General features: G+C 61.8%; 22 protein-coding genes. 10 read left to right on the top strand and 12 right to left on the bottom strand.

Going from position 1 to position 23,944, the window contains the following annotated elements; all coding sequences use genetic code 11:
- Positions 1–7: 7 nt before the first annotated feature.
- Positions 8–790, top strand: a complete 783-nt coding sequence (locus WFR25_RS00485; RefSeq protein WP_336967504.1) for an SDR family NAD(P)-dependent oxidoreductase — start codon at positions 8–10, stop codon at positions 788–790.
- Between the two features lie 18 nt (positions 791–808).
- Here WFR25_RS00485 and WFR25_RS00480 read toward each other — a convergent pair whose 3' ends face one another.
- From WFR25_RS00480 to WFR25_RS00440, 9 genes are all read right to left on the bottom strand, one after another.
- Complete coding sequence (locus tag WFR25_RS00480; RefSeq protein ID WP_336967502.1) at positions 809–1,588, bottom strand: enoyl-CoA hydratase-related protein; 780 nt, start codon at positions 1,586–1,588, stop codon at positions 809–811.
- Entirely contained in the window at positions 1,588–2,367 is a 780-nt protein-coding gene (locus tag WFR25_RS00475; protein WP_336967500.1) for an SDR family NAD(P)-dependent oxidoreductase, read from the bottom strand. The genes WFR25_RS00480 and WFR25_RS00475 overlap by 1 nt, the downstream gene beginning before the upstream one ends.
- Positions 2,368–2,386: 19 nt before the next feature.
- Positions 2,387–3,901, bottom strand: coding sequence for a class I adenylate-forming enzyme family protein (locus tag WFR25_RS00470; protein WP_336967499.1), 1,515 nt, complete (start codon positions 3,899–3,901; stop codon positions 2,387–2,389).
- 32 nt (positions 3,902–3,933) lie between these two features.
- On the bottom strand, positions 3,934–5,100 hold the full coding sequence (locus WFR25_RS00465) for a thiolase C-terminal domain-containing protein (RefSeq protein ID WP_336967497.1): 1,167 nt from the start codon (positions 5,098–5,100) through the stop codon (positions 3,934–3,936).
- A 31-nt stretch (positions 5,101–5,131) separates the two neighbouring features.
- Entirely contained in the window at positions 5,132–5,581 is a 450-nt protein-coding gene (locus WFR25_RS00460; RefSeq protein ID WP_336967494.1) for a Zn-ribbon domain-containing OB-fold protein, read from the bottom strand.
- Between the two features lie 187 nt (positions 5,582–5,768).
- On the bottom strand, positions 5,769–6,956 hold the full coding sequence (locus WFR25_RS00455; RefSeq protein ID WP_336967493.1) for a cytochrome P450: 1,188 nt from the start codon (positions 6,954–6,956) through the stop codon (positions 5,769–5,771).
- An 86-nt stretch (positions 6,957–7,042) separates the two neighbouring features.
- A complete protein-coding gene (locus WFR25_RS00450; RefSeq protein WP_336967491.1) occupies positions 7,043–7,897 on the bottom strand; it encodes an alpha/beta fold hydrolase in 855 nt (284 codons plus the stop codon).
- Positions 7,898–7,910: 13 nt separating this feature from the next.
- Positions 7,911–9,182: a spinster family MFS transporter gene (locus tag WFR25_RS00445; protein ID WP_336967489.1), complete on the bottom strand. Its 1,272-nt coding sequence runs from the start codon at positions 9,180–9,182 to the stop codon at positions 7,911–7,913.
- Entirely contained in the window at positions 9,179–10,393 is a 1,215-nt protein-coding gene (locus WFR25_RS00440; RefSeq protein WP_336967488.1) for a CaiB/BaiF CoA transferase family protein, read from the bottom strand. Before WFR25_RS00440 ends, WFR25_RS00445 begins: the two co-directional genes overlap by 4 nt.
- 20 nt (positions 10,394–10,413) lie before the next feature.
- Here WFR25_RS00440 and WFR25_RS00435 point away from each other — a divergent pair, with 20 nt between their 5' ends.
- The 3 genes from WFR25_RS00435 to WFR25_RS00425 all read left to right on the top strand — a co-directional run bounded on the left by WFR25_RS00435 (position 10,414) and on the right by WFR25_RS00425 (position 13,697).
- Entirely contained in the window at positions 10,414–10,644 is a 231-nt protein-coding gene (locus WFR25_RS00435; RefSeq protein ID WP_336967487.1) for a hypothetical protein, read from the top strand.
- 189 nt (positions 10,645–10,833) lie between these two features.
- Positions 10,834–13,176: a TonB-dependent receptor gene (locus WFR25_RS00430; protein ID WP_336967485.1), complete on the top strand. Its 2,343-nt coding sequence runs from the start codon at positions 10,834–10,836 to the stop codon at positions 13,174–13,176.
- Between the two features lie 17 nt (positions 13,177–13,193).
- Positions 13,194–13,697 (top strand): PaaI family thioesterase, encoded by a 504-nt coding sequence (locus WFR25_RS00425; protein WP_336967484.1) that lies wholly within the window; start codon positions 13,194–13,196, stop codon positions 13,695–13,697.
- Here the strand turns inward: WFR25_RS00425 and WFR25_RS00420 are convergent.
- On the bottom strand, positions 13,657–14,466 hold the full coding sequence (locus WFR25_RS00420) for an SDR family oxidoreductase (RefSeq protein ID WP_336967483.1): 810 nt from the start codon (positions 14,464–14,466) through the stop codon (positions 13,657–13,659). The two genes, WFR25_RS00425 and WFR25_RS00420, sit on opposite strands and share 41 nt — an antisense overlap.
- Before the next feature lie 127 nt (positions 14,467–14,593).
- Here WFR25_RS00420 and WFR25_RS00415 point away from each other — a divergent pair, with 127 nt between their 5' ends.
- Positions 14,594–15,055 carry a PaaI family thioesterase gene (locus tag WFR25_RS00415; RefSeq protein WP_336967482.1) on the top strand — a complete coding sequence of 154 codons (462 nt, stop codon included), beginning with the start codon at positions 14,594–14,596 and terminating at the stop codon, positions 15,053–15,055.
- A 3-nt stretch (positions 15,056–15,058) separates the two neighbouring features.
- Here the strand turns inward: WFR25_RS00415 and WFR25_RS00410 are convergent, their stop codons facing one another.
- The gene (locus tag WFR25_RS00410; protein WP_336967481.1) at positions 15,059–15,688 is read right to left on the bottom strand and encodes a TetR family transcriptional regulator; all 630 of its coding nucleotides are present in this window, start codon (positions 15,686–15,688) and stop codon (positions 15,059–15,061) included.
- Between the two features lie 217 nt (positions 15,689–15,905).
- Here WFR25_RS00410 and WFR25_RS00405 point away from each other — a divergent pair, with 217 nt between their 5' ends.
- The 4 genes from WFR25_RS00405 (at position 15,906) to WFR25_RS00390 (ending at position 21,760) form a co-directional block, all read left to right on the top strand.
- Positions 15,906–17,081 (top strand): aromatic ring-hydroxylating oxygenase subunit alpha, encoded by a 1,176-nt coding sequence (locus WFR25_RS00405; RefSeq protein ID WP_336967480.1) that lies wholly within the window; start codon positions 15,906–15,908, stop codon positions 17,079–17,081.
- A 73-nt stretch (positions 17,082–17,154) separates the two neighbouring features.
- Positions 17,155–18,693 (top strand): class I adenylate-forming enzyme family protein, encoded by a 1,539-nt coding sequence (locus WFR25_RS00400; RefSeq protein ID WP_336967477.1) that lies wholly within the window; start codon positions 17,155–17,157, stop codon positions 18,691–18,693.
- A gap of 130 nt (positions 18,694–18,823) precedes the next feature.
- Positions 18,824–20,467, top strand: coding sequence for a GMC family oxidoreductase (locus tag WFR25_RS00395; RefSeq protein ID WP_336967475.1), 1,644 nt, complete (start codon positions 18,824–18,826; stop codon positions 20,465–20,467).
- Between the two features lie 75 nt (positions 20,468–20,542).
- Entirely contained in the window at positions 20,543–21,760 is a 1,218-nt protein-coding gene (locus tag WFR25_RS00390) for a cytochrome P450 (RefSeq protein ID WP_336967472.1), read from the top strand.
- Between the two features lie 8 nt (positions 21,761–21,768).
- On the opposite strand, the gene WFR25_RS00385 is transcribed toward WFR25_RS00390, so the two are convergent.
- Positions 21,769–22,353 carry a metallophosphoesterase family protein gene (locus WFR25_RS00385; RefSeq protein WP_336967470.1) on the bottom strand — a complete coding sequence of 195 codons (585 nt, stop codon included), beginning with the start codon at positions 22,351–22,353 and terminating at the stop codon, positions 21,769–21,771.
- 349 nt (positions 22,354–22,702) lie between these two features.
- On the opposite strand from WFR25_RS00385, the gene WFR25_RS00380 reads away from it, so the two are divergent.
- Entirely contained in the window at positions 22,703–23,917 is a 1,215-nt protein-coding gene (locus WFR25_RS00380) for an acyl-CoA dehydrogenase family protein (RefSeq protein WP_336967468.1), read from the top strand.
- The last annotated feature ends 27 nt before the right edge of the window (positions 23,918–23,944 follow it).

The following is a 23,944-nucleotide window of genomic DNA, read 5'->3' as shown; positions in this document are numbered from 1 at the left end:
AAATACAATGGATATCGGCGTAGCGGGGAAACATGCGATCGTGTGCGGCGGAAGCCGCGGTATCAGCCGGGCGGCGGCGTGGCGGCTGGCCAAGGAGGGCGCCCGTGTGACGCTGGTCGCGCGCACGGCGCAGACGCTTGAGGAAGCGGCGCATGTGCTGGCGCGGGAGACGGGCGCGATCGTCGATTTCCATGCGGCGGATCTCACCAGTCAGCAGGGCCGGGCCGGGCTGCTCGCTGCCGTGCCGTCTTGCGATATATTGGTGGCCAATGCCGGGGTGCCGCAAACATTCGAACCCTTTGGTTCGCTCGACCGGGCCGCGTGGGAACGATGGTTCGATGCCCATTTCTTTTCGGCGCTGGACCTGATCTATGGCTATGTCCCCGGCATGATGGACCGGCGGTTCGGGCGGATCGTCAATGTCTCGGCCAACTTCATCAAGTTTCCGCAGGCGGGCGTCGGCCATTCCCATGCCGCGCGGCTGGCGCTGGCCGGGGCGATCGCGTCGCTGGTGCGGGACGTCGCGCCGCATAATGTCACGATCAACAGCGTCCTTCCGGGCCTGGTGAATACCGAGGCGCTTCAGACCGCCCTGCGGGGACGCGCCGAAGCGCGCGGCGTCGCCTATCAAGTGGTGGAGGATGAAGTGAAACAGCGTTGCGCGGCGGCGCGGATCGCCGACCCGCAGGAGGTCGGCGACCTGATCGCGATGCTCGCCGCCGCCCAGATGGGCTATGTAACCGGCCAGAATATCGTCAATGACGGCGGCGCCTATCAGGGCCTGTTCTGAAAAAAAAAAGGGAGGGGCTTAACGCCCCTTCCACACCGGCGCGCGCTTCTCTGCGAAGGCGCGGGGGCCTTCCAGCCAGTCTTCCGACGTCCGCAGGTCGCGCATCGCCTGGCATCCCCATTGCGCGACCATGGCGTCGGCGATCGGACGATCCAGTCCATGCTGCATCGCCTGCTTGGCGGCCTGGATAGCCAGCGGGCTTGCCTTGCAGATTTCCGCCGCCCAGCGCCTTGCTGCTGCAAGCACGCCTTCCTCGCCGATAACTTCGCTGACGAAGCCCAGATCCAGTCCCTGTTGGGCGGACACCCGCTCGCACGTCATGATCATCTGCATGGCGCGGCGCGGGCCGATGGCCCGGGGCAGCCGGTGCAAACCGCCCGCCAGCGCCGCCATGCCGATCCGCGCTTCGGGCAGGCTGAACGTGGCTGTTTCCGCAGCCAGCAAGACATCGCAGGCCAGAGCGATTTCGAACCCGCCGCCCAGCGCATAGCCGTTCACCGCCGCGATGACCGGCTTGACCATGGTGAAACGACTGGTCAGCCCGCCAAATCCCGTTGGCGGCAGCACCGGCACGACACCGCTCGCCTGGAATTTAAGGTCGTTGCCAGCGCAGAAGGACTGATCCCCGGCCCCGGTGATGATCGCCACCCATTGATCGGGGTCCGCCTCGAAAGCATTGAGCGCCGCATGGCATTCCCAATGCGCTGGCGGATGCAGCGCATTGCGGGCTTGGGGCCGGTTGAGCGTGAGGATCGTGACCGGCCCGTCCCGCTCGACGCTAATATGGTCATAGGCCATCAGCGCGGCCCCATGCGCAATGCTCCGTCAAGGCGGACATCCTCGCCATTGAAATAGCTGTTGCGGCACATTTCCAGCGCTAGGCTGGCATATTCCGCCGGGCTGCCCAGACGCTTGGGAAAGGGAACGTTGGCGGCCAGCGCTTCCTTCACCTGCGGCTTGGCGGTGGCGAACAAGGGGGTATCGAAAATGCCCGGCAGGATCGCGTTGACACGAATCCCCTCGCGCATCAGGTCGCGCGCGACCGGCAGGGTCAGACCGACGATCGCCGCCTTGGACGAGGCATAGGCGGCCTGGCCCATCTGGCCATCCTCCGCCGCGACGGAAGCGGTGTTGACGATGACGCCGCGCTCGCCATCTTCCAGCGGATCAAGGGTCATCATGCCCGCCGCCGCCTGCGTGATGCAGCGGAAGGTGCCGACGATGTTCAGCAGGATGACCTTTTCGAAACCGTCCATCGGGAAGGTTTCGATCGCGCCGGTTTCCCGATTGCGCGATGCGGTCTTGAACGAATTGCCACGTCCCGCGCAATTGATGAGGATGCGTTCCTGCCCATGGGCGGCGCGCGCCTTTGCAAAGCCTGCGGCGACCGACTGGTCGCTGGTGATGTCGACTTCGCACATCAGGCCGCCAATCTCTGCCGCGACCGCCTCGCCACGCTCCCGGTTAAGGTCGAACAGGGCGACCTTGACGCCTGCTGCCGCCAATGCGCGCGCCGTCGCTTCGCCCAGGCCGCTGGCCCCGCCGGTCACGACGGCGGAACATCCCGAAACTATCATATATTATCCTTTTTGCTGGTTAGCGCACGCGCTCTAGTCGTGCCGCTGCATCATGATATTGCGCGCGAATCGCGGGCTTCGATATCTTGCCGGAGGGGAGGCGAGGCAGCGGCTCATCTTCCAGCGTCACATAGCGTGGCACTTTGTAGCTCGCGAGCGCACTGTCGCAGTGGGCGATGATATCGGCAATCGACAGCTTGGCCTTGTCGCCATGGATAACGGCCATGGGCGTCTCGCCGAACATGTCATCATTCGCCGCGATGACGGCGACTTCCTCCACGCCGTCCACTTCGGCAATCACCTTTTCAATCTCGGCCGCCGAAATGTTGAGGCCGCCTGAAATGATGATGTCCTTCAGCCGGTCGACAAAGGTCACATTGCCGAATTCGTCGACATGCCCAAGGTCGCCGGTGTGGAACCACCCGTCCTTGAGCGCGTCGGCGGTCGCTTGTGCATTGTTCCAGTAGCCGCCCATCAGCGAGGAGCCCCGGAACAGGATCTCGCCGACGGTTCCGGGCGGCGCCAGTTCGCCATCCTCGCCAGCGATGGCGAATTCGTTGAACAGGCCGCCACGGCCACATTTTTCGGGCGTGATGACGGCGGTATCGTCTCGCGCCGCCCAGCCGCCCCCCGCTTCGGTGCAGCCATAGGCCTGCCGCAGGATAACCCCTTTGTCGCGCCATGCCTTGAGCAGCGACAATTTCACCCGCGCGCCAGCGATCTGGCCGAAATAAAGGTGGGAAAGGTCCGCTTCGGCAAAGGCGGGCAGGGCCGCCATCCGCTCGAAAAAGATCGGCACGGCCAGAAACATGGTGATCTGCTTTTCAACCAGCAGGCGCAGAGCGCGCTCCGGTTCGAACTTGGTTTCCATATAGATGCTGACGCCGGTGGCCAGGAATTGCAGCAACAACAGATAGCCCGACTGCGAACTGAACGGCCCGAGCGAGAGAAAGCGCGCGCCCTTGCCGCAGCGCGGTTCCATCACCGCAAATTCGCAGGCATAGGTCATGACCCCGCGCTGGGTCTGGACCACGCCTTTGGACTTGGCGGTCGATCCGCTGGTGGCGATGACGAACATCGGCGCATTTTCGTCCGCCATCAGCGGCAGGTCGTGCCGCTCGCCCTCGCGCAACGCGGTGATCTCGCTCAGGTTGCGCAATATGCCGGTGCGGTGATCGCCCAGCGCGTCGATGGCGACGGCTTCGCGATCATTGTCGGTGAAGAGGAAGGCCGGATCGAAATTCGCGACCGCCTCGGCGATCTCCGCCGCGCTGGAGCGGAAGGTCAAGGGCGTGCCGATCGCGCCGATCCGCGCCATCGCCAGAATCAGGAGGGCATAGGGCAGCGAATTGAGCGACACGATCATGATCCGGTCGCCGGGGCGCACGCCGCTTTTCAGCAGATGATGACCGACACGGGCGGACCAGTCATGGATTTGTGCATAGCTGACCGCATCGCCATCGACGCTGAGGGCAATAGTGTCCGGGATATCACGCGCCCACCATTTGAGAGCGCTGGCAACGGTGAATGACATTTAGCGGCTTTCATGTCTGGAAGTGGAATGGGTCATAATGTCTCTTCGCTACCAAGCAGGCCAGTGCTGCTCATCGTATCGCCGGGGCCGCCCGTCATCAGCGACAATTTCGCGCCCGGAACCTGATTGACGGAATCGCCCCGTATCTGCCGGACGGCTTCGGCGACCAGTCCCATGCCGTGAATAAACCCTTCCGCCAAATCGCCGCCCGACGTGTTCACCGGCAGCGACCCGCCCGGCACGATCAGATTGTCGAAGGTGATGAACTCACCGGCATTCTCCGTCGTGCAGAATCCATGGTCGATCAGCGAGCCGACCCCCATGCCGGTCATGTTCTGATAGATTTGCGCGACATCGACGTCTTTCGGGCCATAGCCGGATTCGGCCCACATCCGGGTCGCGACGCCGACTTGTCCGGCAAAGCTGTAGGGCCGGATATTCTCTTCCAGCGCGCCGCCACCATTCAATGTGCCCATCGGCGCGGAGAGGATATAGGCCGGCTTCCGGGGCAGGTCTCGTGCGCGCTCGGCGGACACCACCAACACCGCGCACGCGCCGTCATTCTCACGCGAGCAATCGAACAGATTATAAGGCTCGGAGATCAGTCGGGCATTGTCGTAGGTTTCGTCGTCCAGCACCGTATTGCGGCCATAGGCGCGGGGATTGTTGCGCGCATGATAATAGGTCGCCCGGGCCATCGCCTTGAGCGTATCGCGCGGAACGCCATGCTTTTCGATCATGCGCTGGCTGCGCAGAGCCAGGATCTGTGCCGGCGATTCCAGGCCGTTCACCAGATATTGCGCCGCCGTGTCGCCCTGCGCCACCATGACGCGCAGCCGCTGGGTGCTGCTTTCGGCCATCGACCGATACACCACGACCGCATTGGCCTGCCCGGTGGCGACGGCCATGGCCGCGATGCTGAGCGCACCGGGAATGCCGCCGCCATGAATCCAGGCGAGCGAGGCGAAGCGAACTTCCTTCGTGCCCAGGGCGGACATTAATTTCTGCGCGTCGTTGCGTTCAGAAGCGTAGGAAATGAAGCCGTCGACATCCGTGGGGTCGATCCCGGCATCCTCGCATGCACCGACAATGGCCTGCAACGCCAGCTTGATCTCTGGATGGGGAGAGGCTCCGCGCTTATAATAGGGCGTCTGGCCGATCCCGACCACGGCGGCTGCGCCGCGCAACTTCGACATCATAAATATCCTTCAGAAATCTTTGGCGACGGCATCATGCGACCGGGCCAGATGATGCTGGGCGCCAGACGATAGACGGGTATCCCTTCGTCTTTTCCGATGGGGGCAGGATGTGGCCGACGACATCGACGCCAATGCGCAGCGCTTCGTCGGTGCCTTCATATATGCCCATCACCCGCGCGCCGCCGGCATGGGGAATTTCCACCACTGCCGATACATAGGGTACGTCCGCTGTACGTTCGGACACCCGGTCGAACGCATACCAGCTGCGTGTCCAGGTGAAGATGGTGCCGCGCGGTTCGATCGCGTTCCACTGCATTTCCCACGCGCCGCAGGCGCCACACCGGAAATGCGCCGGCCACATCCAAGTGCCACAGGAAGCGCATGTCGGAAGGCAGAATTCGCCGCGCTCCAGCCCGCGCCAAAATTCGTCGTCGGCGCCTATTCCGCCCACGATCTTCACTTGCTCGAACTTATACTCCATTTCAGCTCCCTTTGGCCCGCCAACGGCCAGCACCATTCACGCCAAGCAGAATGGTCGAATATAGAACGTTTGGTCGAAGATCGTATAGCGGTAAGTTTCACGCCCTGCAATCGGCTTTGCGAAACAGAGGCGGGAAGTCGCATCAAATGATAAATGAATTCCGTGCATAAGGATATGCATCGTCGTTTCAGCGAGGGCGCTCAAAAACCATGGGCAGAAAGGTGATGCCCTGATTGAGGCCGGAGCCCATCCGGCAGGGTTGATCGGGATCGAGCCGAAAATGCGCGTAGCGAGCCAGTATTTCCTGCACCGCCACCCGCATTTCCAGCTTGGCGAAGAAGGACCCGACACAGCGATGATGTCCTGCGCCAAAACCCAGATGGGGATTGGGGGAACGATCAAGGACGATATCATCGGGCCGGTCGAACCGGACCGGATCGCGGTTGGCGGCGCCAAAGGCCAGCAGCAACTGGTCCCCCGCCTGTAATTGCGTGCCACCCAGTTCGACCGGCGCCGTGACCGTGCGCCGCAAATAGGTGGAGGGCGACGCGAAGCGCACGACATCCTCGATCATGCTGTCGATCAGGGCAGGGTCGGCGCGAAGGCGCGCTATGTCGGCGGGATGTTCGGCGAGCCACCAGATCGCCGTCGCCAGGGCGATCGCGGTGGTGTCGAACCCGCCGATCAGGAACAGCCGGATCATCGAAACCTGTTCGTCCAGCGTCAATGCGCGCCCATCGACCGTCCCCAACAGGATCGAGGAAAGCAGGTCGGCTCTGGCATCGCTCGCTTGTGGCTGGCGGCGGGTAATGACATGTTCGACATAGTCGGTCAGCTTCTGCGCGGCGCCGGTCCGTACGCCCGTCGCCACTTCCTCATGCAGTTCGACCACCAGCCCGTCGAGCAACATGGCGTCCTCCACCGGCAGGCCCAGCAGGTCGATCGTACCCAGGACGGGCAGGGGGCGGGCGACCCGCTCGACGAAATCGAATCGCAGGTCGTCGCCGATGCCGTCGAGCAGGCCGGTGACGAGCCGCCGGACCGATGGTTCACGCTCGCGCACTTTCTGGGGCGTCAGATACGGTGTCAGCAGGGCGCGATAGCTGCGATGAAAAGGCGGGTCGATCTCGGCAGGGATATGGGGGCTGCGGACGCCGTCGGGGGCGGGAACGGTAATGCCGCCGCCCGACGCGAACAGGCGGGGGTCAAGCAGCGCGGTCATCAGGTCGTCATGGCGCGCGACCGCATGAAAACCGCCATAGCCCGGCATGAAGGCCAGCCCGTCCGCCTCGCGCATTCGCGCCCATATCGTTTCCGCGCCCTCGCGCGCGTCGGGCGCGTGAATGTCGAGGTCCGCCAATATCGTCTGCTGCATAATCATCTCCGATAGTGGGCGATTATCGTCCATTCGTATTTTATGCGAACATGCTGACCTCGACAGCTTCTGCTGTCAAGCCGGGATCAGGCAGGCATGGTGCGGGACAGAAAGTCGAGAACGCCCTGATTGAACGCATCATTGCGGTCGCCCGCGACCATATGCCCGGCGCCTGCCACATCCCATATTTCCATGTGCGGCATGGTGTGCGTCAATTCCGCTATACCATGGTCGTCGACGACGTCGCTGGCCAGTCCGCGAACCAACAGTAGGGGAACATTCCGTGCCGATTGCAGTCCGGCCACCACATCCTCGAATTCCTTCAGTTCTTCATCGAGGTCGGTCGCAAGAATGCGAGGGTCCCAATGCCAGTAATATCGGCCATTGTCGCGCAACCGAACATTACGCATCAGGCCGCCATTGTCGCGCGGGCGGGGGCGATGCGGATTATACGCGGCGATCGCATCGGCAACCGCGTCAAGGGACGCGAAACCATCGCTGTTCGCCAGCATGAAATCGCGGATGCGCTTGACGCCGCGCAGGTCGGGCCTTGGCACGATATCGACCAGCGCCAGAGCGGCGGGCTGATAACCATGCGCGACGGCTCTCATCGCCGTAGCCCCACCCAGCGATGCGCCGACCAGCGCCACCGGGCCGTTTGCCTGCTCGATGATCGTCATCAGGTCGGAGGATCGGCTATGGAGGGTATAGACCTCGCTCCAGTCGCTGTCGCCATGGCCTGCTGCATCATAATTGATCACATGATAGCCCTGTCGCAGCAGGGCATCGACCGCACCTGCCCAGGAATGCCGGGTCTGTCCCCCGCCATGCATTAGGACGACGGTCGGTGCGGCGGGATCTCCCCCTGTATCGCCGACGATGGCGCGACCGTCCGCCATGGTCCATCGACGGGTTTCGACGGTTGGTTTGTTGTTCGTCATGGCAGGGAAATCCTCAAGATTGGTGGTCGACCAAATCGCTGCTCAACGTCCGGCTTGCCAGGAAAAGATGGACTGCGCCCCACAAAGTGGGAAGCGCGGTGAAGCACAAGCTATAGCGCAACGCCTCGACGCCATAATTTGGCTCCAGCGCGTCACTGAGCGCACCGACCAGGAAGGGACCGATCGAGCCGCCGACCATGCTGACGCCGACGACCAGCAAAGCCGAAGCCTGCGCCCGCGCTTCGGGTGGGGCAAGTCGTTGCGCCGTGGCGAAGGCAGGCGGCAGGTAGAAGACGGCGCAGAAATTCACCAAAGCAAGCAGCGGCACGGCAATCGCTATATCCTGCGCCAGATAGGCCGCGACCAGCAAAGGCGCCATGGCGAGGAATGTGCAGGCAGGCAGCAGCAGCATCGCTTGCGGATCGCGCCGGGCCGCCCGGTCGGTCGCCCATCCGGACAACAGCAGAGCGGCAATGCCCGATACCCCGTTGGTCAGCCCTAGGGTGATGCCGACTTCGCTGGCGGTTAACCCATGTGATCGGATGATGAAGGCAGCGGTAAAGGTGAAGATCGCGATCTGGCCGATCGCCTGGATGGAGAGGCCGGCGATCAGGTGCCGCATCGTCCGGCTGGATGCCAGCGCCTTCAGCCCGGCCAGCAAGTAGGCCTTTCCGGGCGCTTGCCGGGGCGCGCGAAGGTCGGGAATGGCCCAGGCGAAGAGGAGGACGAACAGGACGCCGGGCAAGCCGATGAGGATCAGCGCGATGCGCCAGTTGGCGACATCGTTCAGCCAGCCGCCGAGCGCCAGCCCGACCATGGCCCCCACCGGCACGCCGAGCGACACCATGCTGATGGCGGTGCCGCGCCGTTCGGGCGGCACCAGTGCGGAGATCAGTGCGTGGCTGGAGGGCAGGCTGGCGGCCTCACCCACTGCAACGCCCATGCGGCTGGATACCAGTTGCCCGAAATTCTGGGCGAAACCGGCGATGGTCGTCAGGCCGCACCACAGGATCATCCCACCGCTGAGCACCCATTTGGCCGACCAGCGATCGGCCAGTATCGCGATCGGGATGGCCACCGTGGAATAGATGAAAGAAAAGGTGAAGCCGTTGAGAAAGCCCATCTGCTTGTCCGACAGGCCGAGGTCGGCTTTGATGGATTCAAGCAGGATGAACGGCACTTGCCGGTCGACATAGTTGAGCACGCTGACAAGAAACAGCATCGTCACGACGAACCGCGCGGAGGGAAGGCGGCGCGATCCGCGTGCTGGAGAGGGACCGGTCATGCGACAACGCCGCGCGCGCGCAGGTCGGTCATCTGTTGAATCAGCGCCGGCGCGAATTCGGCGATCAGGGCGTCGCTATGCTGGCCCATGGCGGGGGCCGGGTCCGGTGCGAATGCCTGGCCCCATATCTTGACCGCCGTGCCGGTAAGGCGCAGCGGCCCCATTGCGGGTGATTGGCTGTCATAGAAGCAACCGCGTGCCAGAAAGTGCGGGTCTTGCGCAACCTCATCAGGCCGGTTCGCCGGATGCCCCGGAATGGCTTCGTCCGCGAAAAGGGCCAGCCATTCGGCGCGATCGCGCGTGCGGAAGATCGCCTTCAAGCTCGACCATAATCGTTCATGATAAGCTGCCGGGCCATCCGGTCCGGCTTTCATCGCGAGCAGGTCGGGACGGTCGATGGCGTCGCAAAAGCGGGTCCAGAATTTGTCCTTATAGGCCTGGAAAAAAATGACCTTGCCATCTTGCGCGGCATATTGCGCCATGCGCGGCCAGTGGAACATGCGTCCCTCGCTGTCCGCGAAACCGGCGCGGGGCATGCAACGATCCGCGTTGAGCGCGGCATCGACCGTATCCGCGCTCCAGTTCGCCGCTGCGTCCGCCGCCGCCACTTCGATCAGGGCGCCTTCGCCGGTGGCACGCGCGCGCGTCAGCGCCGCCAGCACGCCCATCGCGGCATAGAGGCCCATGGCGTACATGCCGATGGCGGGCTGGACCGGACCTTCGCCGGGCCTTTCATCCGGGGCGATGCGCGCCAGCCCGCCAAAGGCGTCGAAGGCCGGAGCATGGGAACCCAGCGCATGATAAGGGCCGCTGAGGCCGAAGCCGGACAGCGAACAGAAGACCAGATCGGCGCGGGCGCTGCGCAAGGCATCGAATCCAAGCCCCAGCCTGTCGAGCGCGCCCGCGCGCTGGCCGTCGATCACGATATCCGCTGATGCTGCAATCTGCCGGAACAGCGCGGCGCCGTCCGGATCGTGAAGATCGATGGCGATGCTTTCCTTGCCCCGGTTCCAGCGCAGATGCAGGAAGCCGACCCCCTCGGGATCGCCGATCGCCATGGCGCCGTTATGGCGGATGGGATCGCCTAGGGGCGGCTGTTCCACCTTGATGACGCGCGCGCCCATGTCGGCCAGATGTCCGCCCAGCGCGCTGGGGCCAAGTTGCGCGACCTCCACGACGGTTACACCCTTCAGCAGATCATATCGAGTCATGGCCATCCTCCCGCGCACTCATGCGCCATGCCAATCATCGTTTGGTTTATAAGTCAAGAATGGGGTGTTCGAGAGAAAAAGGCGGTTGTCGGGTGGCGATGCAATTTCTCGGGCGGAGAAAGGCGGAAAGGATCATCGTGCAGAAAAATAACGTACTGGAAAACAAAGATAAAATTGAAACATTGCGCGATTTTCCAATTCGGACGCTCCCCATTGACAGTTTTGTGGAAAAAGAAGATTGTGCGATTTAAGTCCTATAGTTCGATAAACGAACGTTATGGAAGGGAGTCGGCTAGGGGTTGCCGTGGCTGTAATAACCGACTGACGATTGATTAAGTCGTGATTGTCCGTCCCGCTGAAGGGGCAATGACGGCGTGTACAGACCGAAACAGGCATCTCGCGGTCAAGAAGGCCGGAGCGAAATCGAGGAGAGGGTGAAGATGAAGCGCGACATTCAAGCATATCGTCAGGGGAAGACGCCGGGCCTGCTTTCACTGGCTTTGGCGCTGGGCGCGGCCAACAGCGCATTCGCGCAGGAGCCGACACGCGCCGCGCCGCAGGCCGAAGCATCGAGCGAGGACATTATCGTGAATGCGCGCCGCCGGGATGAGCGGTTGCAGGATGTGCCGCTTGCCGTCACTGCCGTCAGCGCCGAAAAACTGCGCAGCGCCAACATCACCTCTGTCTCGCAACTTTCACAGGTGGCGCCCGCGCTGGTGACCGTCCCCAGTCAGGGCGGCGGGCGCTCGCAACCCAATTTCTCGATACGGGGCCTTAGCCAGCAGGAAATATCCATATTGGGCGATCAATCCGTGTCGACCTATGTCGGCGACATGGTGATCGCGCGGGTTCAGGGCATCAACAGCGCGCTGTTCGATATCGGATCGGTGGAGGTGCTGCGCGGACCGCAGGGCACTTTGTTCGGGCGGAATACCACGGGCGGCGCGGTCATCATCCGCCCCAACAAGCCGACCAACAAATTGGAGGGCATGGCCAGCGTGACGCTGGGACGGTTCGATACCTTCAATACAGAGGCGATGTTGAACATACCGCTGGGCGAGGAGGTGGCGTTCCGGATCGCGGGCACCACGCTCAAAAATGACGGCTATGTCTATGACGAGCTGCTGGGCCGCAATGTCGATGGCATCGACCAGCAGGCGGTGCGCGCGTCGCTGTTGATCAATATGGCGGGCGGCGCGGAATCACTGACCACTTATGAGTATTTCCATGAAAATGACGGCAGTTCCGGCATTTTCCTGAAACATGCCAATCCCAACGGATCGTTCAACGAGGCGGCGTATCGCGCGGCGCGGGGGTTTCGGCCGATCGAGAATTTGCTCGCGGAGCAACAGGCACGTGGCATCTATCGCATCGCCGCCGGTACCCCGGTGTTCAACCGGATCGAGACGCACAGCGTGTCCAACACGCTGACGGTGCCGGTCAGCGACACCATCACCATCAAGAATGTCATCGGCTGGCGCGGGGTGAAGGACGCGTTTCGTGACGATCTCGACGGCACCGAATCCTCGCTTTTCCCGCAGGAACGCAGCGACCGATCCAACCAGTTCAGCAATGAATTTCAGGTGATCGGCAGCTTCAACCGCTTCGACTGGATCGCGGGCCTCTATTATTTCCGCGAACATGGGCGGCTACAGGCGGAATCCTATGCTGGGGCGGTCGATCCGGGGGCGATAGAGCCGGAACATGTGGTGGATTATCCGGGGCCGTCCTATTCGGTCACCGATGTCGAAGGGCGCAATATCAGCTATGCGGCTTTCGCACAGGGTAGTTACGAAATATTGGACGGGCTGAAATTCACGGCTGGCCTCCGCTATTCGAAGGACAAGCGCAAGGCGGTGATCCGCAACCGGCTGCGCAGCGGCTGCCGCTTCACCATCGATGACGACGGTAATCCGGGGACGCCCGAGATATTGCCGCCGTTAAGCGGCTGCATCGTGTCCAGCAGCGCCTCCTTTTCGGAGCCGACCTATAATCTGAGCCTGGATTATGAGATCGCGCCTTCGAAACTCATCTATATTGCGCACCGTCATGGCTATCGCAGCGGCGGCTTCGGGTCGCGGGCGTCGACCCAGGCAGGCTTTGCCCGGACATTCAGCCCCGAAACCGTGGACGATATCGAACTGGGCGCAAAGGCCGACTGGCGGTTCGGCCGGGCGTTCCTGCGCACCAATCTGGCCGTCTATCACGCCAAATATAAGGATATTCAGCGCATCCTCACCGATCCCGGCATTACCCCGGTTCAGGCGGTGACGACCAATGCTGGTAGCGCCCGCATTAACGGCATCGAGGCCGAGATTCTGTTTCGGCCGATCCCGGCGATCGAATTCACGCTCGACTATAATCACACCGACGCGAAATTCACGAGTTTCATCACCCCGGCGGGCCAGGATCTGACCGATACGCCCTTCGCCCGTGCGCCGCGCAATGTCTATACGATCGGCGCCCGCGTCCGCCCGCCCATCGATTCTGCGTCCGGCGAGTTGTCGATCGGCGGATCGCTCTATCATATTTCCGATTTCAACGGCGAGGACGCCTATGTTCCGGGCTTTACCGAGGTTCAGGGCTGGACCCTGCTGAACGCCGACGCGAGCTGGAACTCGGTGATGGGATCGAATGTGGATATCATCGCGACGGTGACGAATCTGACGGGCCGGAAATACAGCCTGCTCACGACCAATCTCAATGGGCTTGGCTTTACCAGCCACACGCCGGGCGAACCGCGCAAATATACGATCACCCTGCGTTATCGTTTCGGCGGCTGAGCCGGGAGGAAAGGTTTATGCATGACGGTGCCATGATCGGTCCTCCTTCCGGAATGGAGTGGACCCACCTGCTGACCGCCGGGGAGTTTATCGACGCGTCAGGGCCGATCTACATGACCCGCGATGGTCTGGACGCTGACGAGCCGATCCGCTTTGGAATGCGGATCGGGCGCCATCATTGCAATGGCCTGGATGTGTGCCATGGCGGCATGTTGGCGACCTTCCTCGACACGGCGATGGCCAATGGCCTGCTGGAGACGGGAGGCATCGCCAGAAACCTGCCGACGATCAACATGGCGCTGGACTATCTTGCCCCCGCTCAATTGGGCGACTGGGTGGAAAGTCGCGTCGCCGTCCTGCGCCGCACCCGCAAATTGGGGTTCGTGCAGGCGATATTGCGCACCGATAGGGGGATCGTCATCCGGGGGAATGCGGTATTCCGTATCCGCCCGCTGGTGGTGGAGGGACCATCGAGCATCGTCATGGAGCCTCCTTCCGCCCGTTCGCCAGCGCCGCCTTGATTTCTTCAGGATAGGGCGGTCGGCCAAGGTGCAGGCCGCCATCGAGATGGATCATGTCTCCGGTCGTGGACGATGCGCCGGTTGCCAGCCAGGCGACGGCCTGGGCCACCTCGTCCGGCGTCACCCGTTTACGCAGCGGCATGGCGCCGTCGATCAGTTGGCTGATTGCCGCGGGCATGGGTTGTGCGCCCGGCAATGCAGCGACAGGTCCGGGGCAGACTGCATTGACCCGGATGCCGCGCGGGGCATATTCCAGCGCCGCATATTGCACCAGCATCTGAAGCGCGGCCTTGGCGCAGCCATAGGCGAAATAGCCCGGCCATGGATTTGTTGCCGCGATCGAGCTCATCAGGACGATACTGCCGCCCGGCTTCATCCGTCGCGCCGCATGTCGCACGAAATAGACCGCACCCACATAGTTGAGGGCCAGGCACCGTTCGAACTCCTCTGCCGGGATGGCGTCGATCGTGCCGCTGACCCCTTCGCCGGCGGCCAGCACGGCAATGTCCAGATCCGCGCCCGCCGTCTCGACGGCTGCAGCGACCATGGCCTCGACTTGCGCCTCCACCGTCACATCGCAGGCAATGGCGTGGCCGCCAATATGCCGGGCCAGTTCCGACACGCCCGCGATCCGGCGCGCGCCGACGGTGACATGCGCGCCCATGCCCGCCAATCGCGTGGCGGTCGCCCATCCCGTGCCGTCCTTGACCGACGCGCCAAGAACAATCGCATTGGTCTGGGGCACTTCCTGTTGCTCGATGCTCATCATCTCTCCCGTTGCTCAATTATCGTCCATATGGCCTATATTGAAACATTCAGCCTTGAACGATCCGTGTCAACAGGCGATGGTCCATGCTCGGGCAAACAGCATGGCTGATCGAAAAGGGGAAATGTGCATGGCGGGACAAGACGCGGGCGACGGTCGAGACGGGTCGCCGCCAGAAGAGCATGGATGGGAGCCGATGGACCGTCCCGGGCCGTTTACGCACTATGTCGGCCCCTTTTTCATGCGGAACGAGGGACTGGGAGAAGGCGAGCCGACGCGACTGGGTTTTCGCGTGCAGCAGCATCACTGCAATCCGCGCCTTGTGTGTCATGGCGGTATGCTCGCCACCTTCGTCGACCTGTGCCTTGCCCGGGGGTTGATAGCGGCGGAGGGGATTGTCGGATCGGCCCCGACCATCACCATGACCATGGACTTCCTGGCAGGCGCGGCCATGGGCGACTGGATCGAAAGCCGGATATCGGTGGTGAAGATCACGCGCCAACTGGGCTTTGTCGAAACCATCCTGCACGGATCGCAGGGACCGGTGCTGCGCGGTAGCGGCACCTATAAACGGCCCCGGCCGCCGGCCTGACGTTTATTTGGTGCGGCTGGTGACGGGCCGGTCTTCCGGTGCCTTCGCTTTCTTGCGGCGACGCCAGACGGCGGGCGCGAATTCGTCCATCAGGCTGGCCAGCAGGGCGGTGATCGTGCCGCGCAGCACTTTTTCATGATCGAAGTGAGGCTTGCGCGCGGTATTTTTCAGCTCTTTCTGGGTGGCGATGCTGACCAATGCGGAGCCGATCACCGCGGTGTCCAGGGCAAAGATCATTTCCGCCTGCATATGGGAAGGTACGCCGGCCTCCGTCAGCTTCGCCTCGGTAATCGCGGTCGCCAGCGTGCGTGGTCGTACGCCGTTCAGCATCAGCGGGATGAGGAAGGGGCGGGCAATCAATAACCGGCGATAGATCACCGCATTTTCGCTGATCCATTTCTGCCAGTCGTCGGTCAGTGGCGGCAATTGCATGTCGCGCAACGCCGTGCGGGCGACCGCCAGCAAGATGTCCTCCTTATTCTTGAAATGATGGTAAAGCGAGGCCGAATTCACCTTCAGGTCGGTGCCCAGGCGGCGCAGGCTGAGGCTTTCGAAGCCGTCGCTGTCCATGATCGCCATAGCGGCAGCAATCACCGATTCGCATGATATCAGGGCTTCTTTGGGTCTGGCCACATCATGTCTCTTGTTTGAAGATCGGACGGACGATGCGCCCGAAAACGCCGCTCGTTTAAGATCATTGGTCCTGTTGGCTGTCAATATGCCTGATCTTCATAAGGCGCCTACCTTGACACCATAATCAAACGATGTTTGGATAAGGCAGGACAATGAATCGACCTGTGTGAAGCGTGTGAGGCGGATCGCGCCGGGACACCAGCAGGATGGAGACAGGATGATGCGACCGGCCGATACCAGTGTTTCACTCGATGAGGATGTGGTTGCGCGCCTGATCGACCATGTGCGCAACAACAGCACCGACATGACGGACAGCGAACTGCACGTGCCGATCGACCATTTCGTCAGTGTGGAGCGAGCGCAGGCGGAAATCGCGCTGATGCGCACATTGCCGCTGATCGTCGGGCATGTGTCGGAGATAAAGACGCCCGGCGACTTCATCACCCGCGAGATATTGGGGGTCGGCCTGCTGATTACGCGCCAGGACGACGGATCGGTCGTCACCTACCGCAACATGTGCAAGCATCGGGGCGGGCGCGTTGAACAGAAAGAGGCGGGCCGCAAGCGCATCTTCATGTGCCGCTACCATGGCTGGTCCTACAATAGCGAGGGCGGCACGCTTCGCCCGCTGCCCTATGAGGACAGCTATGGGCCGATAGATCGCGACTGTACGAAGCTGGATGAAATCAGGACCGAAGTGCATCATGGCCTGATCTTCATCGACCTGTCGGGCCAGTCCGACTGCAGCGTCGCGGATTATCTTGGCCCGGAGGTGAATGCGCAGATCGCGCCCTGGGGCCTCGACAATGCGGTCGTTTATCTTGACAAGAGCTTCACCCTGCCGATCAATTGGAAGCTGGTGATGGACGGCGCGATCGACAGCCTGCACGCGCAATTCCTGCATCCCGGCCCCGGCAATGTGGGCGCGCGGACGCTCACCAACATTGCGGTGTTCCGTGAATTTGGCCGCCACGGTAAATTGTTCCAGCCGCGTACCAAGCTCAAGGCGCTGATCGCGTCGGGCGAGGATCTGGGCGCGAGTTCGAAATATGTCGCGTCGCTGTTGATGGTCTATCCCAATGCCATGGTGATCGGCGCGCCGGATCATGTGGAATTCTGGACCGTGTGGCCATCGGCCAACCCGTCCGAATGTACGGTGAAAATCCGTTTTCTCGTCCGGCCCGAAATATTGAACCCGGACATGGAAGCGCGGATCAACAAGAGCTGGGAGATATTGAGCACTGCAGCGACCAATGAAGACTGGCCGATGGAAGTGTGGATACAGGAAAATGCCAATGCCTGGCCTAGCGGGACTTTCCGCTATGGCCGCAACGAAGTGTCGGCGCAGCATCTGCATCATCAATTGGCCAGGGATCTGGATCAGGGCGTATAAAGGCCCGGCCTGACCATTATGAGCCGGACAATTATAAGCAGGGCATTTATAAGGCAGTCATGCCGGGAGAAGGATGATGCAGGGCGTGAATTTGTATCAGGCGCTTCGCTTCTGGGCGACACGGTGGCCTGATCGTGTCGCGATCACCTGTCTGGGGCAACAGGTGCGCTGGGCCGAACTGCGCGACCGCAGCGAACAGATCGCCGCCGGACTGCATGCGATGGGGATTGGCAAGGGTGACCGGATCGGCATCCTCATGCATAATCGCGTGGAGTTTATCGAACTGCTGTTCGCCGCGTTCCGGATCGGCGCATCGGTGACGTTGCTCAACATTCGCTTCACCCCGGCGGAAATGCTGTATCCCGTGACGGATGCGGGCTTGTCGCTCGTCGTCGCCGACAATCGTCTGTTGGATGCATTGGCCGAGGTCGTCGCGCAGCGTCCCGATGTGCAGATATTCTCAACCGAGCAGGTGGCGGGATATAGGCCGCTCGACGATTTGCGCATGCAGGCCATGGATGCGCCCGATGTCGATGTCACGGCCGATGATATCGCGCTGATCTGCTATACGTCGGGCACGACCGGCTTCCCGAAGGGGGCGATGCTCAGCCATGGGAATATCCGCGAATCCGGGCTTGCCTGTGCGCTCAGTTCGGGCCTGACCTTCGACGATCGCATCCTCGTCTCGCTACCGCTCGCTTATACATGGGGCATGTGCCAGCTTTTGCGCGAGGGCATATTGATGGGTGCGACGACGACCGTCATCGGCCCGACCAGCGATCCGGAGGCGCTGATCGACGTGCTGGTCGGGGAACGCATCACGGCATGGTCCTCCGTTCCGCTGTTGTTCGAGCGGATCGCGCAAAGCCCGCGTTTCGCCACGTCCGACTTTTCCAACCTGCGCCATGTCGTGACCGGCGGCGCGTCGCTGCACCTGCTGCGGGCCTGGGAAAATGTGGGGGTGCCGATCCGGCAGGCCTATGGCCTGACCGAGACGGCCGGGCATGCCACATTATTATTCAGCGATGATGCCGAGCGTAAACTTGGATCGGCCGGCCGTGTGCTGATGAACATGGACCTGCGCATCATCGATGAGGAGGGTAATTTCCTGGAGGCTGGTCAGGCTGGCGAGATCGTAGTGCGCGGGCCGACGGTGATGATGGGCTATGTGAACAAGCCCGAAGAAACCGCCCGCACCATGATGGGCGAGTGGCTGCGTACCGGCGATACCGGGATATTGGACGAGGAAGGCTTTCTGCGCGTTGTCGATCGCAGCAAGGACATGCTGAAATCCGGCGGCCTCAACGTCTATCCGGCGGAACTGGAGCGGGTGATCGCGGGCATAGCGGGTCTGGAGGAGTTCGCGATCATTGGCGTGCCCAGCAGTCGCTGGGGCGAGGTGCCGATGATCGTCGCCAACGGTACGCGGCCCGTGGACATGGCGGCGCTCAAGGCGCGGTGCCGCGCCGAACTGGCCGATTATAAGCGCCCGCATTTCCTGGTGCAGCATGGCGCACCCTTGCCGCGCACCGTGTCCGGCAAGATATTGAAGCGCGACCTGCGCAAGCACTATGATCGCGCGCCCGATGATGCGCTGTCGTTGAAGGAATGACCGCGCACGCTTGACGCCGGCCTCCTCGCCCGCGTAAGTCGATAAAAGCACGTATGAGCGATAATCGACTTACGCGGGAGAAAGACATGCCTGGCCTGATGGTTCGCAGCGTAAAATCCGGCGTTCGCCCATGAGCGAGGCGCGCGCACAGGCCGTTGGCGAGGCGTTCGACTATATCATCGTTGGCGCGGGATCGGCCGGATGCGTCATGGCGAATCGGCTGTCGGAAAACCCTGCGCACCGCGTTCTGTTGATCGAGGCGGGCGGGCCGGATACTCATCCGCTCATCCATATGCCCAAGGGGCTGGCCAAGATCATCGGCAATCTGAAGCTGATCTGGCCGTTCATGACGGAGGCGGAAGCGGCGTCAAACGATGCTGGCGAATATTGGGCGCGCGGCCGGACGCTGGGCGGTTCCAGCGCGATCAACGGCATGATGTATGTGCGCGGCCAGGCGTCGGATTATGAAGCGCTGGCTGAGCTGAGCAGCAGCGACTGGGATTGGGCGCATATCGGCGCGGCCTATAAGGCGCTGGAGCAGCATGAACTGGGCGCTGCCGAAACGCGCGGTGACCATGGGCCGCTGCATGTCACCATGCCGACGGATCGGACGGCTTTGACCGATGCCGCGATCGCCGCGGGTGTGGAGATGGGCTATGCCAATCGGGAGGATGTCAACGATCCGGCCGATGTGGAGCGTGTCGGCTATGCACCACGCACGATTTATCGCGGCAAGCGGGAAAGCGCGGCGACGGCCTTGCTTCACCCCGTCCGGATGCGGCCCAACCTGACCCTTGTAACCGGCATGGTCGTTGATCGGCTGTTGTTCGAAGGACGTCGGGTGACGGGTGTTTGCGGCACGCGCCATGGTCAGGCGGTTGCCTATCGGGCGTCGCGGGACACGGTCCTGGCGGCGGGGGCGCTGGCGACGCCGGCGATCCTCCAGCGATCGGGCATCGGCCCGGCACAGCATCTGAAGTCGCTCGGCATCGCCGTTGTTCAGGATGCGCCCGGTGTCGGCGCCAATCTGCGCGAGCATCGCGGTATCGTCATGCAGTGGCGGGTACGCGACAAGGCATCGGAGAACCGCCAGTTCCAGGGCTGGCGCTTGTTCCGTAACGCCGCGCGCTATGCCGTCCGCCATACTGGCCCGATGACGAGCGCGGCCTATGAGATCGGCGCCTGGTTCAAACTATTGCCTGACAGCAAAAGGCTCGACAGCCAGTTCCTGATCGCGCCCTATACATTCGACTATGACAGCCCGAAATTACGGGTGGAGCCGTTCGGCGGACTGAATATCTGTGCCTATATGTTGCGTCCCGCATCGACCGGCACGGTGATGATCCGCTCGGCCAAACCAACCGAGCTGCCGATTATTTCGCCCCATTTCGCGACCGCGCCGGAAGATCGCGCGCATATGCTGGCGTTGATGCGTCATGCCCGCCACTATGTACGGCAATCCGCGCTTGCTCCCTATGTCGTCGAGGAAACCCGGCCCGGCGCACATTATGAGAGTGACGCGCAATTGGCCGAGGCCCATCGCCGCTTCGGCTATGGTAATTATCACGCCTGCGGCACGTGCCAGATGGGGAAGGATGAGGGTGCGCCAGTCGATCCCCGGCTGCGTGTGCGCGGCGTGGACGGCTTGCGGGTCGCCGATACCTCCATCTTTCCGTTCATGCTCGCCGGTAACACGCAGGCGCCCGCAATGGCGTTGGCATGGCGCGGCGCTGACCTCATTCTGGACGATGCGGTGGACGGCAGGAGCGATTGACAAACCCGCCGCAAGGGCTGGTTTTCGGGTACATTCATGGGGTCGGGCCGTTACCCGATCCGAAGGAGATGGAATATGACGGATCAATCCTTACGGGAACTTGTCCCGGCCTATGTCAAAGACGAGCAGATTTTCGATTTCGATCATTTCATGGATCGCCGGTTCGAAGTCGACCTGCAAAAAGGCTATAGCAGCCTGCACGCTGAAGCACCGGACATTTTCTACACCCCGCGGAACGGCGGTTTCTGGGTCGTGACCCGCTATGACCTGATGGAGCAGGTGCTGCGCGATACCGAGCATTTCTCCAATCGGGAACTCGACATACCCAAGTCGAACAGCCCCTATGTGATGATCCCGCTCAACCTTGATCCGCCCGATCATCTGCCATTCCGCATGGCGTTGATGCGGCATTTCGATCCCAAGACCATCCGGGCCATGGAGCCGAAGCTGCGCGCATGGGCCAACCGGCTGATCGACGCCGTCATCGACAAGGGCGAATGCGAATTCGCCGAGGGCGTCGGCGCCGCTTTCCCGGTATCGGTATTCATGGAACTGATGGGCCTGCCGCTTGATCGGTTCGAGGAATTCCGCGTCATCGTCCTGGAATATTTCGGCCATACCACGCTGGAACGCCGTATCGCGTTGCAGGAACATATGATGAAGGTCATGTGGGACGAGTTTGAGAAGCGCAAGACCGATCCGCGCGACGACCTGATGACCAAACTGGTCAATGAAAAGGTGAAAGGTCGCCCGCTGAGCGACGATGAGCTTCAGTCGATCGGCTTTCTGCTGTTTATAGCGGGGCTGGATACCGTCGCCAATACGCTGGGCTTCACCTTCCGCCAATTGGCGCTGCATCCCGATCTACAGGATCGCCTGGTTGCCGATCCGGATTGCACCCAGAATTTTGTCGAAGAAGCGTTGCGGCGCTGTTCGATCGTACAGCAGACCCGGATCGTGAAAAAGGATTTCGAACTGGCCGGGGCGCATTTCCATGAAGGCGACATGGTGTCGTGCCCGCTGATGCTGGGCGGCATGGACGATCGCAAGAATAACGACCCGGACAAGATCGACATCGACCGCGCCAATCGCAACCACCTCGCTTTTTCGACGGGGCCGCACATCTGCATCGGCAACTTCCTGGCCCGGATGGAAATGCGCATCATGGTCCAGGAATGGACGCGGCGCATTCCGCGCTTCTGGATCAAGCCGGGGACGCAGGCGAAATGGCGCGCGGGCGGCGTGGCGGCGCTGTCCGACCTCTATCTGCAATGGGACAAGCCTCAGGGCTAAACCAGACATCAGCCATCGGCGAGGCAGAAATCCAATATTTCCGCCTCGCCACTGTCGGTATCGAGCAAGGCGCAGCTCAGCAGGATACTGTCATCGACCAGCCGGCCATGGCCGACCGAACCGGGATTGATGACAACGATGTCCTGCACCCTGCATTGGACCGGATGATGGGTGTGCCCGTACAGCACCATATCGCTGTCACATTCGCCGAACCGTGCAAAGTCCGGGCTATGCGGGAAAACATAATCATAGCTGTCGGACCAGCCTGTCGCATGGGTCAGCAGGATATGCTGTCCGCCAATGTCCAGATCGAGGCGGCGGGGGCGCGTCCTTAGCCACTCCAGCAAATTCGGTTCAATCCATTCGGCTGACCGGGCGCGGGGATGAAGCGGGCTGAAGAACATCTCTTCATGATTGCCCCAGATGGTGAGGGCGTCCCGTTCCTTGAGAAGCCCGACCACTTCATTGGAAAAGCGATATTGGTCGATGGCGTCACCCAGACACGCAAGCCGATCGATATCGCCCATTTTTTCGATGGCTCGTTCCAGGGCGATGGCATTGCCATGAATATCGGAAACGATTCCCAGACGCATTTCGCATTATCCTTTTGCGCTGTTCGCACATGGTTTTCTCGGGGTGGCCATCGGTGAAGTCCATCCGGATCGGTTCGGCCGATTCCTTGTTCGGCTCTCGCTTGACAAGCATCATAAAACGACCCAATGATCTTATATAGAACACGCGAACGTTAATCGCACAAATTAAAAAGCGAGCGCCAGGCTGCTCCCTTCTCCGGATGGGCAATTTCCAACCGGTATTGGAAGGAGCGGCGATTGCATGAGGCGCATGCGAAATTTGGGAGCGGCTGGTTTCCGACACCGCCGGTCGAGCGGAAGGTGCGTATGACATATGGAACGAAGGTCGGAGTAGTGCTCAGGGGCTTATATGATCAATGAGTTGAAGCATCTTGAAGGTTTCCGGCAGGAGGTCAGGAGCTGGTTGCAAGCCAACCTTCCGGCCGACTGGCACGAGCGGATGACCGGCGCCTCCGAGGAAGAGCATGTCGCCTTCCAGAAATTCTGGTTCCGCAGGATGATGGACGGCGGCTATGGCGCGCCGCACTGGCCGGCGGAATGGGGCGGCAGCGGCTTTTCCTTCGCGCAGCAGATCGTCCTCTATGAGGAGATTGCGCGGGCCGGTGCCCCCCGGCTGATCCTGTATTTCATCGCCCTCTATCATGTTCCCGCGACGTTGCTGGCCTGGGGCACGGACGAGCAGCGCCAGCGGCATCTGCCCGCAGTGTTGAGCGGCGATGAAATCTGGTGCCAGGGCTTTTCGGAGCCCAATGCCGGGTCCGACCTTGCCAGCCTGCGTTGTCGCGCGGAACGGCGCGGAGACCGCTATATCGTCAACGGCCAGAAGACATGGTCGTCGAACGCGCATCACGCGCGCTATTGCCTGCTTTTGACCCGCACCGATCCGGCGGCGACCAAGGCGCGCGGCATATCCTACATGATCCTGGACCTGCAGACCCCCGGTGTGTCGCTGAGGCCGATCAAGCAGATCACCGGAGCGTCGCATTTCAACGAAATATTCCTCGACGATGTCGAGATACCGGTCGAAAATCTGATCGGTCCGGAACATGGCGGCTGGGCGGTGGCGCAATCGACTTTGTCGTCTGAGCGCGGCCTGACCATCCTGGAGCTGGCCGAGCGTATGCGCCATGGTTTTCAGATGCTTCTGGACGCGGCGCAATCGCCATCGCCGCTGGGTGGGCGGTTGATCGATGACGATGAAATCCGTCGCCGGCTGGTCGATATCTACGCGCGCATCCAGGCGTTGCGCCTGCTGGTCAACAACATGCTTACCCGCGTGCTGGAAGGGGCGGGCGCCGGGGTCGAGCCGTCGATCATCAAGGTCTATTACAGCGACCTGTTGCGCGACTTCACAGAGCTGGGCGTGACGCTGGGCGGGGCGAAGGCGCAATATCTGCAACCTGTGCTGATGGGTGGCGGCAATGAGACCGGCTATTGGATGCAGGATTATCTCTATTCCTGGGCCTGGACCATTTCCGGCGGCAGCAGCGAAATCCAGCGCAACATCATCGCGGAACGCGCGCTCGATCTTCCGCGTGAACCCAAACTGGCCAGCGCGAGCTGATGGCCGCATAATCGACAGGGTGGTATA

This window comes from Sphingobium aromaticiconvertens, assembly GCF_037154075.1.
Classification (GTDB): domain Bacteria; phylum Pseudomonadota; class Alphaproteobacteria; order Sphingomonadales; family Sphingomonadaceae; genus Sphingobium; species Sphingobium aromaticiconvertens.
The sequence above is the reverse complement of the archived record's forward strand: the minus strand, read 5'-3'. Positions and strand labels throughout refer to the sequence as shown.

Bases quoted from the DNA above. Each gene is read 5' to 3' on its own strand.
- WFR25_RS00485 (WP_336967504.1), top strand. From the start codon at position 8: ATGGATATCGGCGTAGCGGGGAAACATGCGATCGTGTGCGGCGGAAGC.
- WFR25_RS00480 (WP_336967502.1), bottom strand. From the start codon at position 1,588: ATGGCCTATGACCATATTAGCGTCGAGCGGGACGGGCCGGTCACGATC.
- WFR25_RS00475 (WP_336967500.1), bottom strand. From the start codon at position 2,367: ATGATAGTTTCGGGATGTTCCGCCGTCGTGACCGGCGGGGCCAGCGGC.
- WFR25_RS00470 (WP_336967499.1), bottom strand. From the start codon at position 3,901: ATGTCATTCACCGTTGCCAGCGCTCTCAAATGGTGGGCGCGTGATATC.
- WFR25_RS00465 (WP_336967497.1), bottom strand. From the start codon at position 5,100: ATGATGTCGAAGTTGCGCGGCGCAGCCGCCGTGGTCGGGATCGGCCAG.
- WFR25_RS00460 (WP_336967494.1), bottom strand. From the start codon at position 5,581: ATGGAGTATAAGTTCGAGCAAGTGAAGATCGTGGGCGGAATAGGCGCC.
- WFR25_RS00455 (WP_336967493.1), bottom strand. From the start codon at position 6,956: ATGCAGCAGACGATATTGGCGGACCTCGACATTCACGCGCCCGACGCG.
- WFR25_RS00450 (WP_336967491.1), bottom strand. From the start codon at position 7,897: ATGACGAACAACAAACCAACCGTCGAAACCCGTCGATGGACCATGGCG.
- WFR25_RS00445 (WP_336967489.1), bottom strand. From the start codon at position 9,182: ATGACCGGTCCCTCTCCAGCACGCGGATCGCGCCGCCTTCCCTCCGCG.
- WFR25_RS00440 (WP_336967488.1), bottom strand. From the start codon at position 10,393: ATGACTCGATATGATCTGCTGAAGGGTGTAACCGTCGTGGAGGTCGCG.
- WFR25_RS00435 (WP_336967487.1), top strand. From the start codon at position 10,414: ATGCGCCATGCCAATCATCGTTTGGTTTATAAGTCAAGAATGGGGTGT.
- WFR25_RS00430 (WP_336967485.1), top strand. From the start codon at position 10,834: ATGAAGCGCGACATTCAAGCATATCGTCAGGGGAAGACGCCGGGCCTG.
- WFR25_RS00425 (WP_336967484.1), top strand. From the start codon at position 13,194: ATGCATGACGGTGCCATGATCGGTCCTCCTTCCGGAATGGAGTGGACC.
- WFR25_RS00420 (WP_336967483.1), bottom strand. From the start codon at position 14,466: ATGATGAGCATCGAGCAACAGGAAGTGCCCCAGACCAATGCGATTGTT.
- WFR25_RS00415 (WP_336967482.1), top strand. From the start codon at position 14,594: ATGGCGGGACAAGACGCGGGCGACGGTCGAGACGGGTCGCCGCCAGAA.
- WFR25_RS00405 (WP_336967480.1), top strand. From the start codon at position 15,906: ATGATGCGACCGGCCGATACCAGTGTTTCACTCGATGAGGATGTGGTT.
- WFR25_RS00400 (WP_336967477.1), top strand. From the start codon at position 17,155: ATGATGCAGGGCGTGAATTTGTATCAGGCGCTTCGCTTCTGGGCGACA.
- WFR25_RS00395 (WP_336967475.1), top strand. From the start codon at position 18,824: ATGAGCGAGGCGCGCGCACAGGCCGTTGGCGAGGCGTTCGACTATATC.
- WFR25_RS00390 (WP_336967472.1), top strand. From the start codon at position 20,543: ATGACGGATCAATCCTTACGGGAACTTGTCCCGGCCTATGTCAAAGAC.
- WFR25_RS00385 (WP_336967470.1), bottom strand. From the start codon at position 22,353: ATGCGTCTGGGAATCGTTTCCGATATTCATGGCAATGCCATCGCCCTG.
- WFR25_RS00380 (WP_336967468.1), top strand. From the start codon at position 22,703: ATGATCAATGAGTTGAAGCATCTTGAAGGTTTCCGGCAGGAGGTCAGG.